The organism is Tabrizicola sp., assembly GCF_041919135.1.
Taxonomy (GTDB): Bacteria; Pseudomonadota; Alphaproteobacteria; order Rhodobacterales; family Rhodobacteraceae; genus Tabrizicola.
Map to the genome: position 1 here is coordinate 206,018 of NZ_JAYRUJ010000003.1, position 17,455 is coordinate 223,472.

Below are 17,455 nucleotides of genomic sequence, written 5' to 3' on the forward strand. Positions count from 1 at the left end.
GCTCCTTCCAAGGACATCCTGCAGAAATGAGCAACTGCACGAAGACTGCGGCAATCAAGCAGACAACTTGGGGCTTTTCAAGGAAGCTTGCCACGGTTTAGGGATGCCGGAGGTCCCGGTGTAGCCAGTGCGCAGCATGACGCAGATTGCCTTTATCCTGCTTTGCCACAAGGACCCCGAGGGGATCATCGCCCAGGCATTGCGTCTGACGGCCGGGGGCGACGGCATCGCGATCCATTTCGACGCCCGCGCCAATCCCGCCGACCATGCCCGCATCCGCAGCGCGCTGGAGGGCAATCCGCGCGTGACCTTCACCCGGCGGCGGGTGAAATGCGGCTGGGGGGAGTGGAGCCTGGTCGCCGCGACGCTGGAGGCCCTGCGCGCCGCCGAGGCCGCCTTTCCCGCGGCCACGCATTTCTACATGCTCTCGGGCGACTGCATGCCGGTCAAGACGGCGGAATATGCGCATCGGCGGCTGGAGGCCGAGGATGTGGATTACATCGAGAGCTTCGACTTCTTCACCTCGGACTGGATCAAGACCGGGATCCGGGAAGAACGGCTGACCTGCCGCCACTGGTTCAACGAGCGCCGGCACAAACGGCTGTTCTATGCCTCGGTCGACTGGCAGAAGCGGCTGGGGCTGACGCGCCGGGTGCCCGCGGACCTGAAGATGCGCATCGGCAGCCAGTGGTGGTGCCTGCGCCGCCGCACGGTCGAGGCGGTGCTGGACCTGGTCGCAAGGCGGCGCGACCTGGTGCGCTTCTTCCGCACCACCTGGATCCCGGACGAGACCTTCTTCCAGACCCTCGTCGCCCATCTGGTCCCCGAACGCGAGTTGCGCAAGCGGACGCTCACGTTCCTGATGTTCACCGATTACGGGATGCCGGTGACCTTCCACGACGACCATCTCGATCTGCTGCTTGGCCAGGACTACCTGTTCGCCCGCAAGATCAGCCCCGAAGCGAAGCTGCTGAAGGACAGCCTTGGCGCGCTTTACGCCGAGACCGGGCGCAGCTTCGACACCGGCGGCGACGGCAAGCGGCAGTTCGCCTTCCTGACCGCCCGCGGCCGCGAGGGGCGCCGCTTCGCCCCCCGCTTCTGGGAGGCCGAGGCCAGCCTTGGCCATGCGCGCACGCTGATGCTGGTGACCTGCAAGAAATGGCATGTGGCCAAGCGCCTGGTCGAGCGGGTGCGCCAGGTGACCGGACTGCCGGCGGTGGACTATCTGTTCGACGAGGAGGCCACCCCCCTGCCCGACCTTGGCGGCATCCAGAGCCGGCTGGAAAAGCGGATGCGCCATCGCCGCGCGCTGGTGCGGATGCTGTTCGACTACTGGGGGACCGACCGGCTGGTGCTGTGCCTCGATCCCGCCTCGACCGACCTGATCAAGGACTTCTACGCCGACCGGGCGCAGGTGCGGCTTCTGGAGATCGGCTGCGACTTCAGCGACGACTACCTGATCGGCCACGCCCGCCGCGTCGGGCTGGCCGGGCCGCACAGCCCGGCGGCGGCGCTGGCGCGGCTTCTGCCCACGATCCGCTACGACATCCGCTTCGAGAGCGACCGGCTGCGCGACATGGATCTTTCCGGCCACCATCGCATCCGCCAATCCGCCAGCCCCGAGGAAAACGCCTCGCCCCTGGCCGAATTCCTAGGTATCCCGGTGGAAGTGGCGCACAAGATCGCGGCCACCGACTATCTGTTCGTCGATTGAAGAAAGGCTGTGCCCATGGGCTGGACCTACGACCCCACCAATATCTTCGCGCGCATCCTGCGGGGCGAGATCCCGAACCGGACCGTGATGGAGACCCCGCATACGCTGGTCTTCCACGACATCCGGCCGCTTGCCCCGGTGCATGTCCTGGTGATCCCGAAAGGCGCCTATGTCAGCCTTGACCATTTCGCGGCCGAAGGATCCGAGGAGGAGATCGTCGATTTCCACCGCACCATCGCCAAGACCTGCGCGATCCTGGGCCTGTCGGGCGAGGACGGGTTCCGCGCGATCTCGAACACCGGCGACCACGGGCACCAGGAGGTGCCGCATTACCACCTGCACATCCTGGGCGGCCGCCCGATCGGCCGGATGATCGAGCCGGCCTGACCGGGGGCCCTGGCCGGGGGGCGCTGCCCCCGGCCGGGAAATCCGGGGGTCAGGCCCCCGTCAATGCGCCGCCGCCCAGGTCGGGCCCTGCCCGGCCTCGACCGCGAGATGGACCTTCAGCGCGACGGCGGGACGGGCGGCGCTTTCCATCACCTCCTTCGCGACCGGGATCAGGCGGGCGACGTCGGCCTCGGCCACCTCGAACAGAAGTTCGTCATGGACCTGGAGAAGCATCTTCGCGTCCAGCCCCGCGATGGCGGCGGGCATGCGGATCATCGCGCGGCGGATCACGTCGGCCGCCGTGCCCTGGATCGGCGCGTTGATCGCCGCGCGCTTGGCGAAACCTGCCCCCGGACCCTTGGCGTTGATTTCGGGCGTATGGATTTTCCGACCGAAAAGCGTCTGCACATGGCCGTTCGACTGCGCGAATTTGACAGTATCGGACATATAGCCGCGGATGCCGGGAAAGCGTTCGAAATAGCGGTCGATGAAGCCCTGCGCCTCGGCCCGGGGGATGCGCAGGTTGCGGGCGAGGCCGAAGCCGGAGATGCCGTAGATCACGCCGAAGTTGATCGCCTTGGCCTTGCGCCGGATGTCCGGGGTCATCTGGTCCAGCGGCACGTTGAACATCTCGGACGCGGTCAGCGCATGGATGTCGATCCCTTCCTCGAAGGCGCGGCGCAGTTCGGGGATGTCGGCGATATGCGCCAGGATGCGAAGCTCGATCTGGGAGTAGTCGAGCGACACCAGGACCCGGCCCGCAGGGGCGACGAAGGCCTCGCGGATGCGGCGGCCTTCCTCGGTGCGGACGGGGATGTTCTGCAGGTTCGGGTCGGTCGAGGCCAGCCGCCCGGTGTTCGCCCCGGCGATGGAATAGCAGGTATGGACCCGGCCGGTATCGGGGTTGATCGCCTGTTGCAGCGCGTCGGTATAGGTGGATTTCAGCTTGGCGATCTGGCGCCAGTCCAGCACCCGCGCGGCCAGCCGCGCGCCCTGCGGATGGCTGTCCTCCAGCGTGGTGATGTCTTCCAGCACATCGGCGCCGGTGCCATAGGCCCCGGTCTTGCCGCGCTCGCCCCCCGGCACCTGCATCCGGTCGAACAGGACCTCGCCCAACTGTTTCGGCGATCCGACATTGAACGGCTCGCCGGCGATGGACTGGATCTCCTCCTCGAGCTGCACGAGCTTTTGCGCAAAGACGTTGGACATGCCGCGCAGGACCTCGCGGTCGACCTTGATCCCGGCCATCTCCATCTCGGCCAGGACCGGGACCAGCGGGCGCTCCAGCGTCTCGTAGACCGTGGTCACGCGCGCGCGGTGCAATTGCGGCTTGAAAAGCTGCCAGAGCCGCAGGGTCACGTCGGCATCCTCGGCCGCGTATTTCACCGCTTCGTCGATGGCGACCTTGTCGAAGGTGATCTGCGACTTGCCCGAGCCGAGGAGCGACTTGATCGGGATGCACTGATGGCCGAGATAGCGGTCGGCAAGCTCGTCCATGCCGTGACCGTTCAGCCCGGCCTGCATGGCATAGCTCATCAGCATCGTGTCGTCGAAGGGCGTGATGCGGATGCCGAGGCGGGCGAAGATCTTCCAGTCGTATTTCATGTTCTGGCCGATCTTCAGCACGGCCGGATCTTCCAGCACCGGCTTGAGCGCGGCCAGCACTTCGGCCAGCGGCAACTGGTCCGGGGCCGGCGCCGTCGCGCCGAAGAGGTCGCCGCCGCCGGTGGTATGGCCGAGCGGGATATAGGCGGCCTGCCCCGGATCGACCGCCAGCGAGATGCCGACAAGCCCGGCCTGCATCTCGTCAAGGCTGGTGGTCTCGGTGTCGACGGCGACATGGCCGACCTCGCGGATGCGGGCGATCCAGCGGTCCAGCGTGGCGGTGTCGCCGATGCGGACATAGGAGGCATGGTCGAAGGGCAGCGGCTCCTCGTTCGACTTCGTCTCCTCCTCGCGGGGGGTGACCTGCAGTTGCGAGACCTCGGGCAGCGACGGGGGCGCGATGCCCAGCTTGTCGGCCACGCGCTTCGTCAGGGTGCGGAATTCCATCTTCGCGAGGAAGTCCATCAGCTTGTCGGCCTCGGGCAGGCGGATCTCCAGATCTTCCAGCGTGGCATCGACGGGCGTGTCGTCCTGCAACGTCACCAGCTCGCGGCTGATGCGGATGCGGTCGGCGTTCTCGACCAGGGTGTCGCGGCGCTTGGGCTGCCTGATCTCTCCGGCGCGGGCCAGAAGCGTGTCGAGGTCGCCGTATTCCTGGATCAGAAGCGCCGCCGTCTTCAGCCCGATGCCCGGCGCGCCCGGCACGTTGTCGACGCTGTCTCCGGCCAGCGACTGCACGTCGATCACCCGGTCCGGCGGGACGCCGAATTTCTCGATCACCTCGTCGGGGCCGATGGTGCGGGACTTCATCGGGTCGAACATGTCGATCCCCGGCCCGACCAGCTGCATCAGGTCCTTGTCCGAGGAGATGATCGTGCAGCTTCCACCCGCCGCCACCGCGCGCCTCGCCAGCGTGGCGATGATGTCGTCGGCCTCGAAACCCTCGGTCTCCAGGCAGGCGACGTTGAAGGCCCGCGTCGCCTCGCGCGTGAGGGGGAACTGCGGGCGCAGGTCCTCGGGCGGCTCGGGGCGGTTGGCCTTGTAGTCGGCGTAGATCGCGTTGCGGAAGGTCCTGGAGGAATGGTCGAAGACCACCGCGAGATGCGTGGCGGCCTTGTCCCCGTTCGATCCGTTCGACCGCGACAACTCGTTCCACAGGATGTTGCAGAAGCCCGCGACCGCGCCCACCGGCAGGCCGTCCGACTTGCGCGTCAGCGGCGGCAGCGCGTGATAGGCCCGGAAGATATAGGCCGAGCCGTCGATCAGGTGCAGGTGGTGACCCTTGCCGAATGTCATGATCCCTGGCCCCCTTGGCTGGCTTGGGCCAGTATTGCCACGAAGCCCGGCGGGGTGCCACCCTGCGGATGGGCGGGGCCGCGAAGCCCCGCCCGAAGTCCGGGTCAGAGACCCTTGATCGCTTCGCAGATCTGACGCATGTGGGCGTCGTTCTCGAACATGTTGATCTCGGCCGCCGTCGCGCCGGCCGTGGTCGAGTCGGTCGCGGTGCCGCCCGTGCTGGCGCCGGCATCGGTGCCGCCCGAGGCAGAGGCGTCACCGCCCTCGCTTTCCGACGCCTGGTTCATCAGCTTCTCGCAGCGGTCGCGCAGCGCGGTCTGGTCCTCGGGGCTGATCGTGGCCCATTGGGTCTGGATCTCGGCCGCCGGGCGCAGCGTGGTCATCTCGGTGTCGCTGTAGAAGGCCGGCCCCACGCGCGAGGACATCTCGGCCTCCATCCGGGCATCGGCGCCGGCACTGTTGCCGGTGGCCTCGGCAGTGGCGTCGGTGCCGCCGTCGGTCTGGGCAAAGGCCGGAACGGCCAGCAGGGCAGCGAAAAGGGTTGCATAGAGTTTCATCTTCTATCTCCGGATTGGATGGCTCCTTGGCAAACCCCGGGCAAGAGCGAGGCCGCCGTCCGGGCGGGCCGCTTCCAGCCAAGGTTCGCGTCCCCAACCGGGCGCGGGGCCGGGTTGTTCCCGACCCGCCGAAACAGGAAAGAGGCTGCGCGGGTCCTTGCCGCCGTCAGATCGGCGCGCCGGCGCCCGCCGCGCGGAACCAGCGCAGGATCGCGGCGCGTTCCTCGGGCTCCATGAAGCTGAGGTTGCCCGGCGGCATGGCATGGGTCACGCCGGCCTGCAGGTAGATCCGCCGCGCCTCATGCGCGATCTGGGCCTCGGTCTCCAGCACCACGCCCTTCGGCGGCCAGTGCAGCCCCTCCCACGAGGGTTCGGCCGCGTGGCACATGCTGCAACGGCCCTGCACGATGCCGACGACATCCTCGAACCCCTCGGCCGAAGCATAGGTCAGCGCGGCGCCCTGCAACCTGGCCTCGCCCTCGACCAGCCGCATCGGCGCGGTCGAAAGCCAGGCGATGGCCAGGAACAGGGCCACCGTGACGCCCCAGGTCCAGTAGGGGCTGCCCTTGCGCGCATGGCGGGTGTTGAACCAGTGCCGGATCGTCACCCCCATCAGGAAGACGAGGCTGGCGATCACCCAGTTCCACTTCGTCGCGAAGACCAGGGGATAATGGTTCGACAGCATCAGGAAGACGACCGGCAGGGTCAGATAGTTGTTGTGCGTGCTGCGCTGCTTGGCGATCTTGCCATACTTCGGGTCCGGCTTCCGCCCCGCCTTCAGGTCGGCCACCACGATCCGCTGGTTCGGCATGATGACGAAGAACACGTTCCCCGACATGATGGAGGCGGTGAAGGCCCCCAGGTGCAGCATCGCCGCCCGGCCCGAAAAGACCTGGGTATAGAACCAGGCCATGCCCACCAGCACCACGAACAACGCCACCATCAGCAGGTTCTGGTCGGCATTGACGAAGACCTTGCAGAGCGTGTTGTAGACCACCCAGCCGAAGGCCAGCGAGACGAGCGAGATGGCAATGGCCTGCCAGACCGACAGTTCCATCACCGTCGGGTCGATCAGGAACAGCTCGGCCCCGAGGTAGTAGACCAGCGCCAGCATGGCAAAGCCCGTAAGCCAGGTCGCATAGCTTTCCCATTTGAACCAGATCAGATGGTCCGGCATCGCCGAGGGCGCGACGAGGTATTTCTGGATATGGTAGAACCCGCCGCCATGGACCTGCCATTCCTCGCCATCCGCGCCCGAGGCAAGGTTGCGGTCCCGGTGCAGGCCAAGGTCCAGCGCGATGAAATAGAAGCTCGACCCGATCCAGGCGATTGCGGTGACCACATGCAGCCAGCGCACCGCGATCTCGACCCACTCCCAAAGCACCGCCCAGTCGTACATGCCCGCCCCCCCGGTCTGCCGCCTTCACGCTATACCGTCGCACACCTTTCTGTTAATTCAGCGAAAGCCCGCATCACTTTCAAGCCGTGCCGAAAAATGGCCCCCGCATGTCCTATGTGAACAATATCCGCATGTTCGTCCGCGTCTACGAGCTGGGCAGCATGTCCGCCGCCGCCCGCGACCAGCGGACCTCGCCGGCGGTCGCCTCGGCGCGGATCTCGGAACTGGAGAAGCACCTCGGCGTAAGGTTGTTCGCCCGCACCACGCGCAGCCTGCAACCGACGGAAAACGGCCGCATCTTCTATGACGGCGCGCGCCGGGTGCTGGAGGCGATCGACGAGGCCGAGGCCGCGGTGATGGACCTGACGCAGAACCCGCGCGGCACGATCTTCGTCGCGGCGCCGCTGGGGATCGGGCGGCGGCTGATCGCGCCCAGGGTGCCGTCCTTCAAGGAGCTTTACCCCCAGATCGACGTGCGCCTGCGCCTGTCGGACCGCGGCATCGACGTGGTGGCCGAGGGGATCGACGTGTCCTTCCACCTCGGGCTCCTGGAGGATTCGACGCTGAAGGTCCGCACCATCGCCGACTGCCCGCGCCTCCTCTGCGCCGCCCCCGCCTATGTTGCGCGGCGGGGAATGCCGGCCGACGGGGCGGCGCTGGTCCATGACCGGCACGACTGCCTGAACCTGCGCTTCCCCGGCGCGAAAGAGTTCCAGTGGACCCTGCTGACCCCGGAGGGTCCGCGCCGGTTCGAAATCTCGGGCCCGTTCGAGAGCGACGACGGCGACGTGCTGACCGGCTGGGCGCTGGACGGGCATGGGATCGTGCTGAAACCGTTGTTCGAAGTGGCCGAGCATCTGCGGACGGGCCGGCTGGTCCCGGTCGCGACCGCCACGCCGCCGCTGCCGGTGCAGCTTTCGGCGCTTAGCCAGCACCGGCGGCTGAAGGACCCCAAGGTGCAGCTTTTCACCGATTTCATGGCGAACCAGATCCGCGAGGACCTCCGCCGCGCCAGTCTTCCCGCGCAGGGCGGGTGAACCGCCCCCAGCCGCGCCCCCGGCAAGCCGGCGATCCGCCCACCCTTCCGGCATGAAGAAGGGCGGGACCCGAAAGCCCCGCCCTTCCCAAAGCCCCGATCCGGGATCACATCGGCAGCGGCTGCCCGTTCACCAGGATCTGCATCCCCTCCTTGGCCTCGATCTTCGAGGTCAGCGCATCGTCGCCCGAGGGCACCATGAACATGCCCATCATCATCCGGGCGCCCATCGCATCGTCCTCGGTGATCAGCCCGGTCGCGATCAGCCCGTCGATCAGCGCATTCGCGCCGGTCACGGTCACGTTCGCCTCGCCCAGCGGCGCCGGGAAGCCCATGGAGTTGTCGAAGGTGAAGGCCCCGGTCCCGGTCAGGGCCGCGCCTGCGACCTTCAGCAGAACCTCGTTGATGTTCAGGCTTTCCGGCTGCGGCACCGGCGGCTCGACCCCGGACTCTTCCGCGGCGATCATCGCCGGCAGGTCGATCTTGGTCTTGCCCGACAGGTCGATGACCACATCCGCCGCGTCACGCTTCAGCGCCCCCTGCGGGTCGAACAGCGCCCAGGTCTCCTCGTTCAGGCTGAACTGGCTCAGCTTGACCAGGAAGGAATAGTCCCCCGCGGCCTCGGCGGCCGTCACCGGCGTGCTCAGCCCGAATTCGATCGGACCCGAGGTCACCTTGACCGGCGCCGGCATCATGCCCGAGGTGCCTTCGATCTCCAGCCCCGCGCCGGCCGACTTGAACGACAGGCTGTCCTTGTCGAACTGGCCCGAAGCCTCGCCGCCGCCCGCCTTGATGGTCAGGTTCATCGGCATGTAGGGGCTTTCCTGGTTCATCGTGCCGCTGGTCTCGCCCTGCTTGCTGGCGAAGGTGACCGAAAGCCCCTCCTTCAGCGCGGTGGCGAAGTCCGGCGCCGCGCCGTCCGCCGCCGACATCGAGGTCGGCAGCACCAGGTCGAAGGCCATCTCCAGCCCGGCGGTGGTGCTGGTGCTGGTCTGCTTCATCTCCATCGACGGGTCGTCCATGCTGGTCGAATAGGCCAGCGTGTCGGCCTTCATGTCCAGCCCGAAGGCGCGGTTGGCGCCGGGGGTGTCGGAATAGGTCCCCGACAGGCCCGAAAGCCCCATCGTGCCGGCATTCTTCACTTCCGGCGCGGGCGATCCGTCCAGGGACACGCCCGGCGCGGTGGTGTCATAGGCGAGGTCCAGCTTCGCCGCGCTATAGTCATAGGCCAGGCCGCCGTCGGCCTCGCGCGCGATGAGGGTCAGCCCGTCATGCGTCACCTTGACCGAGCCCTTGGTCTCGCCCGCAAGCTCCAGCCCGATATTCGCGCCCGGCGCGATGCTGACCGAACCGTCGGCGGCCTCGGTCAGGGTCATGTCCGAGATGGTGATCCCCGACTCTCCGGCCGGAGCGATCGAGACGCCGTTCAGCGTCAGCACGCCGCCGGAATTGTTCTCGGTCGCGGCCTTCACCTCCAGCCCGGCCGAGGCGCCCGCGTCCTTCCATGACTGCCAGACCTGGTCCGCCGTCAGCGCGAACGAGGCGGTGCTTCCCATCAGGAAGACGGCAGCCGGCGCCACCAAATAAGACGTCATACGAAACATGCGGTTTCTCCTTAATCCCTGCAATGGACGGCTGCACAAAATACCCTATCGCCGCCCTTCGCAAGTGGCGGTTTCACGACCATCATAACGCTTGTGTCAGGACCCGCGATAGGTCGAATATCCGAAGGGCGAGATCAGAAGCGGCACATGGTAATGCTGGCCGGCATCGGGCACCCCGAAGCGGATCGGAATCTCGTCCAGGAACAGCACGCCCTCGCCCGCCTGGCCGCTGGCGCGCAGATAATCGCCCGCCCGGAACAGCAGTTCATAGCTCCCCGCCGCCAGCGCCACGCCTTCCAGCAGCGGGCCGTCGGTCCGTCCGTCGGCGTTGGTGACGACCTCGCGCAAGAGGCTCCGCCCGGTCCCCTCCAGCCGGTACAGCAGGATCACCACCCCCGCGGCAGGCTTTCCCCGCGCGGTATCCAGCACATGCGTCGACAAGCGCCCCATGACACCCCCCCGATTTGCCTGCATCTGACCACGAAACCCCCGCCCCCGCGACCCTGCATTGCGCGCATATGACCTTTCGTGAAATCCTGAAAATATCTTCGCCCCTCCTGGCCTAACCTTCCCGCGAAGGAGACCGACCTTGAACCGCTATCCCCGAGATTTCCGTGGCCACGGCCCCACGCCCCCCGATGCCCGCTGGCCCGGCGGCGCGAAGATCGCCGTGTCGATCGTGCTCAACTATGAAGAGGGCGGCGAGAACAACCTCCTGCACGGCGACGCCCAGTCCGAGGCCTTCCTCTCCGACATCGCAGGCGCCGCCCCTTGGCCGGGCCAGCGGCACTGGAACATGGAATCGATCTACGACTACGGCGCCCGGGCCGGGTTCTGGCGCCTGCATCGCCTGTTCACCGGGATGGAGATTCCCGTCACCATCTACGGCGTGACCTCCGCCCTTGCCCGCAACCCCGAACAGGTCGCCGCGATGAAGGCCGCCGGCTGGGAAATCGCCTCGCACGGGCTGAAATGGGTCGATCACCGCGACATGGCCCCGGAGGAGGAAGCCCGCCAGATCGCCGAAAGCTTCCGCCTGCACGAGGAAGTCGTGGGCGAGCCGCCGCAGGGCTGGTATACCGGCCGCTGCTCGATGAATACCGTGCGGCTGACCGCCGAGACCCGGCGGCTGGCCTGGATCTCCGATACCTATGACGACGACCTGCCCTACTGGCGCGAATATGGCGACCACGACCAGCTGGTGATCCCCTATACGCTGGAAGCCAACGACATGCGCTTCGCCACCGCGCCGGGCTACATCACCGGCGAGCAGTTCTACCAGTATCTCAAGGACAGTTTCGATACGCTCTATGCCGAGGGCGCGGCGGGCGCGGCCAAGATGTTCTCGATCGGCCTGCACTGCCGCCTGATCGGTCGCCCCGGCAAGATCGCCGGGCTGAAACGCTTCCTCGACTATGCAAAATCGCACTGCGGCGTCTGGTTCCCTCGCCGCATCGAGATTGCCGAGCATTGGAAAAAGACCCATCCGCACAAGCGGTTCGAGCGTCCCTCGCAGATGACGCGCGAAAGGTTCGTCGAACGATTCGGCTCCATTTTCGAACATTCCCCCTGGATCGCCGAGCGCGCCTTCGACCTGGAGTTGGGCCCCGCGCATGACAGCGCCGCGGGCCTGCACAATGCGCTGGCCCGCATCTTCCGCAGTGCGGCGCCCGAGGAACGCCTCGGCGTCCTGAAGGCCCATCCCGACCTTGCGGGCAAGCTGGCGGCGGCCAGGCGACTGACGCCCGAGTCCACCGCCGAACAGGCCTCCGCCGCACTGGACGCGCTGACCGACGAGGAGCGAAGCCGCTTCCAGCGGCTGAACAAGGAGTATGTCGCCAAGCACGGCTTCCCCTTCATCATCGCCGTCCGCGACAATACCAAGGCCTCGATCCTGCAGGCCTTCCAGACCCGCATCGACAATGACACCGCCACGGAATTCGCCACTGCCTGCAAACAGGTGGAGCGCATCGCCGAACTGCGCCTCAAGGACCAACTGCCATGACCGGCTATTACGCCCCGACCGGGGGACTTCCGCCCCAGACCGCCCTGATGACCCAGCGCGCGGCCTTTACCACCGCCTATGCCTTCATCCCGAAGGGCTGTTTTTCCGACATCGTCACCAGCAGCCTGCCCGGCTGGACCCGGACGAAACTCTGGCTGATCGCGCGCCCCATGTCGGGCTTCGCGGAAACCTTCAGCCAATATGTGATGGAGGTCGCCCCCGGCGGCGGCTCCGACGCGCCCGACGCGGAAACCGGCGCGCAGCACTGGCTCTTCTTCACCGGCGGCCTCGCCACCCTCACCATCGACGGCACCGGCTATGAGATGGAGGACGGCTCCTACGCCTATATCCCCGCCGGATCGCGCTGGACCCTCCTGGCCGAGGGCGCCCAACCCGCCCGCTTCCACTGGCTGCGAAAGATCTACGAACCCGCCCCCGGCGTGCCCGCAGCCGAGGCCTTCGTGATCAACGAGCGCGACGTGCCCGTCCGCTGGATGCCCGACACGCAGGACCGCTGGGGCACCACCCGCTTCGTCGAACCGGACGACCTCCGCCACGACGCGCATGTGAACATCGTGACCTTCCAGCCCGGCGGCGTGATCCCCTTCGAGGAGACGCATGTCATGGAACACGGCCTCTATGTCCTTGAAGGGAAAGCCGTCTACAAGCTGAACCAGGATTGGGTCGAGGTCGAGGCCGGCGATTTCATGTGGCTGCGCGCCTATTGCCCGCAGGCCTGCTATGCCGCCGGACCCGGCCGCTTCCGCTATCTCCTCTACAAGGACGTCAACCGCCACGCCAGGCTGCGCGGCCCCGGCGCCTTCGGTCCCGCCCGATGAGCGCCCCTCGTCGATGCCTTCGGCACTCCTCGCTGGCCGCCCCCCCTGCGACGAGCGGTCGAAGGCCGACGAGGAGCGGCCGATGAGGTCGATCCGCCCCGCGCCCCTCACCGCCGAGGCTTTCGCCCCCTTCGGCGACCTGCTCGACGCGAGCGGCGCGCACCGGCTGATCAACGCGGGGCTCTGCCGCCGCCACCACGACCGCGCGGCGCTGGACTTCGGCCCCGGGGGCCGCGCCGGCATCTCGATCTTCCTGGCCGAGCCCCGCGCCCTGCCCTACAGCTTCGATCTGATCGAACGCCACCCCGAAGGCTCCCAGGCCTTCCTGCCGATGACGGAACACCCGTTCCTCGTCATCGTCGCCCCCGGCCCGGAGGCGGTGCCGCTGGCCTTCCTGACCGACGGCACCCAGGGCATCAACCTGCATCGCGGCACCTGGCACGGCGTCCTCACCCCACTCTCCGCGCCCGGACGGTTCGCCGTCGTGGACCGGATCGGCAGCACCCCGAACCTGGAAGAATACCGTTACAGCCAGCCCTGGACGGTCCTGGCCCCCTGAGGGGCCCTTAACCGGAGCACATCACGGGGCGATGTGCAGACGGCGCGAACAGAAAGCCCCGAGGGAAAGGTAGTGAACGAATGACCCAGCAGGTCCACCCCGTGGACGAGGTTCTGGCCCCGCCCAAGCTCTTCACGCTTGGCCTCCAGCATGTCCTTGTCATGTACGCCGGCGCCGTCGCGGTGCCGCTGATCGTCGGCCGCGCCCTGAAACTGGAGCCCGCCGACGTGGCCTTCCTGATTTCCGCCGACCTTTTCGTCTGCGGCCTGGTCACGCTGATCCAGTCGCTTGGCGCGACGCAATGGTTCGGGATCAAGCTGCCGGTGATGATGGGCGTCACCTTCGCCGCCGTGGGCCCGATGGTCGCCATGGCCAACGCAAACGGCGGGCCCGAGGGCGCGCGGGCGATCTTCGGCGCGATCATCGCGGCCGGGATCATCTCGATCCTCATCGCCCCCTTCGTCAGCCGGATGCTGCGCTTCTTTCCCCCGGTGGTGACCGGCACCATCATCCTGGTGATCGGCGTCAGCCTGATGCGGATCGGCATCAACTGGATCTTCGGCAATCCGGTCGGCCCGACCGCGCCGATGGTCGTCGACCCGGCCCATGCCGACTGGCTGAAGGCCGTGACCGAGGGCGCCGGCGCGGGCACGATCTCCGGCCTGCCCGAGTTGCCCGCGAAATTCTCCGCCGCCGCGACCCTGCCGAACGAGGCCTACGCCCCGCTCGGCAATGTCGCGGTCTCGACCGTGGTCCTGGTCTCGATCCTGCTGATCGCGCGCTATGCCAGGGGGTTCCTGTGCAACATCTCGGTGCTCTTGGGCATCGTGATCGGCGCGGTGATCGCGGTTGCCCTGGGCAAGATGACCTTCGCCAAGGTGGCGGACGCCGCCTGGTTCGGGATGATCACGCCCTTCCACTTCGGGATGCCGACCTTCGACCTGGTGATGGTCGTGACCATGGTGCTGGTGATGATCGTGGTGATGATCGAATCGACCGGCATGTTCCTTGCGCTCGGCGACATGACCGGCAAGCCGGTGACCCAGCCGATGCTCTCGGCGGGGCTGCGCACCGACGGGCTCGGCACGCTGATCGGCGGCATCTTCAACACCTTCCCCTATACCTCGTTCAGCCAGAACGTCGGCCTTGTCGGCGTGACCGGCGTGCGCTCGCGCTTCGTCTGCGTGGCGGGGGGCGCGATCCTGATCGTGCTGGGGCTGGTGCCGAAGATGGGCGCGCTGGTCGAATCGATCCCGACCATGGTGCTGGGCGGCGCGGGGCTGGTGATGTTCGGCATGGTCGCCGCCACCGGGATCCGCATCCTGGCCGGCGTCGATTTCACCCGCCGCAACAACCTCTTCATCGTCGCGGTCAGCCTTGGCATGGGGATGATCCCGCTGGTCGCGCCGGACTTCAAGCAGTGGATGCCGCACGAGATCCACCCGCTGATCGAATCGGGCATCCTGCTCGCCTCGATCGCGGCGGTGATCCTGAACGCCTTCTTCAACGGCACGCAGGGCTCGGTCGCCGAGGCGAAATCGGCCGCCGCGCTCGCCGATCACTGACGGAAGGGGCCGGGGGACTCCCCCGGCCACAGCCTCTCGGCTTCCGGCGGCAAGGACCTCAGGCCACGATCTCGCGCGGGACGACGAAATCCGCCGCCACGCCCGAGCCGAAGCCGACCGAGGCCCAGTCCGGCGCGTCGAAATCGACCACCAGCGTCGCCCCGGTCGGATAGCGCTGGAAGTCCGGCGTCGCGGGCGGATGCGCCACCAGCCGCTGGGCGAATTCGGCGATGCCGGGATTGTGGCCGATCATCATCACCACATCCGCCGTCGCGTGGCGCAGGACCGCCATCATCACATCCGGCCCGGCATGGTACAGCGCGGGCTTCAGCTCCAGCACCGGGGTTCCGGGCAGCGCCGGTGCGATGCCGGAAAAGGTCTTGCGCGTGCGCAGCGCGTCCGAGCACAGCACCTCGCCCGGGATATAGTCGCGGCTGGCCAGCCATTGCCCCAGATCCGCCGCCGCCGCCTTGCCGCGCTCGTTCAGCGGGCGGTCGTGGTCGGGCATCATCGGATCGTCCCACGAGGATTTCGCGTGCCGCGTCAGGATCAACCGCTTCATTTGTGGAACTTTCCCATGTGATAGGCCGACTGTTCCGGCAGTCTTGCATAGCTTTGCGACAGCGGGCAAGCGCGGCGCACCAGGCAGCCGCCGGTCATGCATTCCGCCCCCTCGGGCCGGTCCAGAAATGCGTGGCAGGCGGGAACGTCATAGCCCGCCCCGCCCAGCGCGCCCGCCGGGCAGGCGCTCAGGCAGGGGGCCGGGCAGGTCTCGCAGGGCTTCGCGACCGGGGGCGGCACCGGCACCGCCTCGCGCAGCGCCAGCGCGCCGCGAAAGCTGACCATCAGCCCCTGCCCGGCATGGACCAAAAGCCGCACCGGGCTGTCCCAGGCCCGCCCGGTGCGCAGCGCCCATTGGTAGAACGGATGCCAGGGCGGCCCGCCGAAGGGAAACAGCGCCTTGGCCCCCAGGTCGCAGGCGATCCGCCCGATCACGCGGCGCGACCAGCGGTCCACCGGATCGGGCGCGCCGTCCCATTCCGGGGCCGAGGTCAGATGCGCCCAGAACCCCGGCTCGGCCGGGCCGAGCAGCAGCAGCGTCCGCGTGCCCGGCGGAAACCCCGCCTCGTCCCCGGCCACGGCAAAGCCGCCCAGCACCTCCAGCCGCTCCTCGGCCAGCCGTTCCGCCAATCCGGCCACCGCAGGGCCGTTCACCTCATGCTGCATCGTTCATTCCGCGAAAGCCTTGCCCCCGCATCATGCCCGCCCGCCGGCCCGACGCAGGTCACCGGGCGACACGGGCCAGCAATTCCTCGACCTTCGGCCCCAGCCCCTCGACGATCAGCCGCACCCCCTCGGAGCCCGGATGCAGCCCGTCCGCCTGCATGAACGCCGCCATCGAGGCCGGGTCCGCCGGATCCGCCCCCACCGCCCGCAACCCGGCGAAGAAATCCTCGGCCAGCAGCGCGCCATGGCTTGCGGCCAGATCGCCATACATCGCGTCGAATGCCGCCTTGTACTCCGGCCCGAAATTCCCCGGCGCCCTCATCGCCACCAGCAGCACCGGCAGCTTCCGCGCCCCGGCCTCCTTCAGGATGCCATCCAGGTTGGCCTTCGAGGCCGCAGGGTCGATCCCGCGCAGAAGGTCGTTTCCCCCCAGCGTGACGATCACCCCATCCGCCTCCGGCCCCAGCGCCCAGCCGACCCGGGCAAGGCCTCCCGCCGTCGTATCGCCCGAGACGCCCGCGTTCTGCACCACGACATCATGCCCGCGCGCCTTCAGCCAGCCCTCCAGCTGCGGCACGAAGCCCTGCGCGGGATCCGCCAGCCCGAACCCCGCCGTCAGGCTGTCGCCCAGCGCCACCAGCGTCACCGGCTCGGCCGAGGCCAGCCCGGCCGTCAACAACGTGATCGCCAGCCCATTGCGCAGCCCCCGCCACGCGCCATATCCCTTTGCAACCATTGCCCCGAGGGACCGTTTCATGGCCGACGACATCCTCGCGCTCACCGACGCGCGCCTCACCCTCGCGGGCAATGCCGGGCCGGTGGAAATCCTGAAGGGGATCACGCTGACCGTCCAGCGGGGCGAGACAGTCGGGCTCATCGGGCCATCGGGGTCGGGCAAGTCGTCGCTCCTCATGCTCATGGGCGGGCTGGAGCGCGCCACCGGCGGCCGCGTGCTTGCCCTGGGGCAGGACCTGACCGCGATGGACGAGGACGCGCTCGCCCGTTTCCGCCGGGGGAATATGGGGGTTGTGTTCCAATCCTTCCACCTCATTCCGACGATGACCGCGCTGGAGAACGTCGCCCTGCCGCTGGAACTGGCGGGCGCATCGGACGCCTTCCCCCGCGCCGAGGCCGAGCTTGCCGCCATGGGCCTGGGCAACCGGATGCATCACTATCCCAGCCAGCTGTCCGGCGGCGAGCAGCAGCGCGTCGCCCTGGCCCGCGCCGCCGCGCCGCGTCCCGCGATCCTTCTGGCGGACGAGCCCACCGGCAACCTCGACGGCGTCAACGGCCAGGCGATCATGGACCTGCTCTTCTCCCTTCGCGACCGCCACGGCGCGACTCTGGTCCTGGTGACCCACGCGCCGGAGCTGGCCGCGCGCTGCGACCGGATCATCCGCCTTGCCGACGGCCGCCTGGCGCCCGATTGCCTCGCGCCCGATTGCCTAGCGAAAGCCGCCGAATGAGAAGCCGCAGGTCTCTGGCTCTCACCATCGCCCGGCGCGAGCTTCGCGGCGGCCTTCGCGGCTTTCGCGTCTTTCTCGCCTGCCTTGCCCTTGGCGTCGCCGCCATCGCCGCGGTCGGCACGCTGCGCAGCGGGATCCAGCAGGGCCTCGCCGACCAGGGCGCGGTGATCCTCGGCGGCGATGCCGAGATGCGCTT

17 protein-coding genes are annotated in these 17,455 nt (G+C 68.0%); 9 read left to right on the forward strand and 8 right to left on the reverse strand.

The window, feature by feature from the left end:
* Positions 1 to 136 precede the first annotated feature (136 nt).
* Positions 137 to 1,714, forward strand: coding sequence for a DUF5928 domain-containing protein (locus ACE3UA_RS04080; protein ID WP_374642786.1), 1,578 nt, complete (start codon positions 137 to 139; stop codon positions 1,712 to 1,714).
* 15 nt (positions 1,715 to 1,729) lie between these two features.
* A complete protein-coding gene (locus ACE3UA_RS04085; protein ID WP_197642626.1) occupies positions 1,730 to 2,101 on the forward strand; it encodes an HIT domain-containing protein in 372 nt (123 codons plus the stop codon).
* Positions 2,102 to 2,161: 60 nt separating this feature from the next.
* Here ACE3UA_RS04085 and polA read toward each other — a convergent pair whose 3' ends face one another.
* From polA to ACE3UA_RS04100, 3 genes are all read right to left on the reverse strand, one after another.
* Positions 2,162 to 5,002, reverse strand: a complete 2,841-nt coding sequence (polA, locus tag ACE3UA_RS04090; protein WP_374642788.1) for a DNA polymerase I — start codon at positions 5,000 to 5,002, stop codon at positions 2,162 to 2,164.
* Positions 5,003 to 5,106: 104 nt separating this feature from the next.
* Positions 5,107 to 5,559, reverse strand: a complete 453-nt coding sequence (locus ACE3UA_RS04095) for a hypothetical protein (RefSeq protein WP_374642790.1) — start codon at positions 5,557 to 5,559, stop codon at positions 5,107 to 5,109.
* A gap of 166 nt (positions 5,560 to 5,725) precedes the next feature.
* The gene (locus tag ACE3UA_RS04100; RefSeq protein ID WP_374642792.1) at positions 5,726 to 6,958 is read right to left on the reverse strand and encodes a urate hydroxylase PuuD; all 1,233 of its coding nucleotides are present in this window, start codon (positions 6,956 to 6,958) and stop codon (positions 5,726 to 5,728) included.
* A gap of 107 nt (positions 6,959 to 7,065) precedes the next feature.
* On the opposite strand from ACE3UA_RS04100, the gene ACE3UA_RS04105 reads away from it, so the two are divergent.
* Complete coding sequence (locus tag ACE3UA_RS04105; RefSeq protein ID WP_374642794.1) at positions 7,066 to 7,995, forward strand: LysR substrate-binding domain-containing protein; 930 nt, start codon at positions 7,066 to 7,068, stop codon at positions 7,993 to 7,995.
* Between the two features lie 106 nt (positions 7,996 to 8,101).
* Here the strand turns inward: ACE3UA_RS04105 and ACE3UA_RS04110 are convergent, their stop codons facing one another.
* Both ACE3UA_RS04110 and uraH read right to left on the reverse strand, forming a co-directional pair.
* Positions 8,102 to 9,598: a DUF2125 domain-containing protein gene (locus tag ACE3UA_RS04110; RefSeq protein ID WP_374642796.1), complete on the reverse strand. Its 1,497-nt coding sequence runs from the start codon at positions 9,596 to 9,598 to the stop codon at positions 8,102 to 8,104.
* A 96-nt stretch (positions 9,599 to 9,694) separates the two neighbouring features.
* A complete protein-coding gene (gene uraH / locus ACE3UA_RS04115) occupies positions 9,695 to 10,048 on the reverse strand; it encodes a hydroxyisourate hydrolase (protein ID WP_374642798.1) in 354 nt (117 codons plus the stop codon).
* Between the two features lie 139 nt (positions 10,049 to 10,187).
* Here uraH and puuE point away from each other — a divergent pair, with 139 nt between their 5' ends.
* From puuE to ACE3UA_RS04135, 4 genes are all read left to right on the forward strand, one after another.
* On the forward strand, positions 10,188 to 11,603 hold the full coding sequence (gene puuE / locus ACE3UA_RS04120) for an allantoinase PuuE (RefSeq protein WP_374642801.1): 1,416 nt from the start codon (positions 10,188 to 10,190) through the stop codon (positions 11,601 to 11,603).
* Entirely contained in the window at positions 11,600 to 12,442 is an 843-nt protein-coding gene (locus tag ACE3UA_RS04125; RefSeq protein ID WP_374642803.1) for a bifunctional allantoicase/(S)-ureidoglycine aminohydrolase, read from the forward strand. Before puuE ends, ACE3UA_RS04125 begins: the two co-directional genes overlap by 4 nt.
* A gap of 82 nt (positions 12,443 to 12,524) precedes the next feature.
* The gene (locus tag ACE3UA_RS04130; RefSeq protein ID WP_374642805.1) at positions 12,525 to 13,001 is read left to right on the forward strand and encodes an ureidoglycolate lyase; all 477 of its coding nucleotides are present in this window, start codon (positions 12,525 to 12,527) and stop codon (positions 12,999 to 13,001) included.
* Between the two features lie 80 nt (positions 13,002 to 13,081).
* Positions 13,082 to 14,566: a nucleobase:cation symporter-2 family protein gene (locus ACE3UA_RS04135; RefSeq protein WP_374642807.1), complete on the forward strand. Its 1,485-nt coding sequence runs from the start codon at positions 13,082 to 13,084 to the stop codon at positions 14,564 to 14,566.
* A gap of 58 nt (positions 14,567 to 14,624) precedes the next feature.
* Here the strand turns inward: ACE3UA_RS04135 and ACE3UA_RS04140 are convergent, their stop codons facing one another.
* The 3 genes from ACE3UA_RS04140 to ACE3UA_RS04150 are packed head-to-tail and all read right to left on the reverse strand — an operon-like array spanning position 14,625 to position 16,550.
* Entirely contained in the window at positions 14,625 to 15,128 is a 504-nt protein-coding gene (locus ACE3UA_RS04140; protein ID WP_287865527.1) for a histidine phosphatase family protein, read from the reverse strand.
* Positions 15,125 to 15,793, reverse strand: coding sequence for a ferredoxin (locus tag ACE3UA_RS04145; RefSeq protein ID WP_374642809.1), 669 nt, complete (start codon positions 15,791 to 15,793; stop codon positions 15,125 to 15,127). The genes ACE3UA_RS04140 and ACE3UA_RS04145 overlap by 4 nt, the downstream gene beginning before the upstream one ends.
* Positions 15,794 to 15,851: 58 nt before the next feature.
* Positions 15,852 to 16,550 carry a GDSL-type esterase/lipase family protein gene (locus ACE3UA_RS04150; protein ID WP_374642811.1) on the reverse strand — a complete coding sequence of 233 codons (699 nt, stop codon included), beginning with the start codon at positions 16,548 to 16,550 and terminating at the stop codon, positions 15,852 to 15,854.
* Here ACE3UA_RS04150 and ACE3UA_RS04155 point away from each other — a divergent pair.
* The gene (locus ACE3UA_RS04155; protein WP_374642813.1) at positions 16,549 to 17,259 is read left to right on the forward strand and encodes an ABC transporter ATP-binding protein; all 711 of its coding nucleotides are present in this window, start codon (positions 16,549 to 16,551) and stop codon (positions 17,257 to 17,259) included. The two genes, ACE3UA_RS04150 and ACE3UA_RS04155, sit on opposite strands and share 2 nt — an antisense overlap.
* Positions 17,256 to 17,455 (forward strand): hypothetical protein (locus ACE3UA_RS04160; protein WP_374642815.1); only part of this gene is annotated, 200 nt, incomplete at its 3' end. The genes ACE3UA_RS04155 and ACE3UA_RS04160, both read left to right, overlap by 4 nt.

Excerpts from the sequence above, each read along its gene's own strand:
- ACE3UA_RS04110 (WP_374642796.1), bottom strand. The coding sequence starts at position 9,598 with ATGTTTCGTATGACGTCTTATTTGGTGGCGCCGGCTGCCGTCTTCCTG.
- ACE3UA_RS04095 (WP_374642790.1), bottom strand. The coding sequence starts at position 5,559 with ATGAAACTCTATGCAACCCTTTTCGCTGCCCTGCTGGCCGTTCCGGCC.
- ACE3UA_RS04085 (WP_197642626.1), top strand. The coding sequence starts at position 1,730 with ATGGGCTGGACCTACGACCCCACCAATATCTTCGCGCGCATCCTGCGG.
- ACE3UA_RS04155 (WP_374642813.1), top strand. The coding sequence starts at position 16,549 with ATGGCCGACGACATCCTCGCGCTCACCGACGCGCGCCTCACCCTCGCG.
- ACE3UA_RS04080 (WP_374642786.1), top strand. The coding sequence starts at position 137 with ATGACGCAGATTGCCTTTATCCTGCTTTGCCACAAGGACCCCGAGGGG.
- ACE3UA_RS04135 (WP_374642807.1), top strand. The coding sequence starts at position 13,082 with ATGACCCAGCAGGTCCACCCCGTGGACGAGGTTCTGGCCCCGCCCAAG.
- ACE3UA_RS04145 (WP_374642809.1), bottom strand. The coding sequence starts at position 15,793 with ATGCAGCATGAGGTGAACGGCCCTGCGGTGGCCGGATTGGCGGAACGG.
- ACE3UA_RS04100 (WP_374642792.1), bottom strand. The coding sequence starts at position 6,958 with ATGTACGACTGGGCGGTGCTTTGGGAGTGGGTCGAGATCGCGGTGCGC.
- ACE3UA_RS04150 (WP_374642811.1), bottom strand. The coding sequence starts at position 16,550 with ATGAAACGGTCCCTCGGGGCAATGGTTGCAAAGGGATATGGCGCGTGG.
- polA (WP_374642788.1), bottom strand. The coding sequence starts at position 5,002 with ATGACATTCGGCAAGGGTCACCACCTGCACCTGATCGACGGCTCGGCC.
- ACE3UA_RS04105 (WP_374642794.1), top strand. The coding sequence starts at position 7,066 with ATGTCCTATGTGAACAATATCCGCATGTTCGTCCGCGTCTACGAGCTG.
- ACE3UA_RS04125 (WP_374642803.1), top strand. The coding sequence starts at position 11,600 with ATGACCGGCTATTACGCCCCGACCGGGGGACTTCCGCCCCAGACCGCC.
- uraH (WP_374642798.1), bottom strand. The coding sequence starts at position 10,048 with ATGGGGCGCTTGTCGACGCATGTGCTGGATACCGCGCGGGGAAAGCCT.
- ACE3UA_RS04130 (WP_374642805.1), top strand. The coding sequence starts at position 12,525 with ATGAGGTCGATCCGCCCCGCGCCCCTCACCGCCGAGGCTTTCGCCCCC.
- ACE3UA_RS04140 (WP_287865527.1), bottom strand. The coding sequence starts at position 15,128 with ATGAAGCGGTTGATCCTGACGCGGCACGCGAAATCCTCGTGGGACGAT.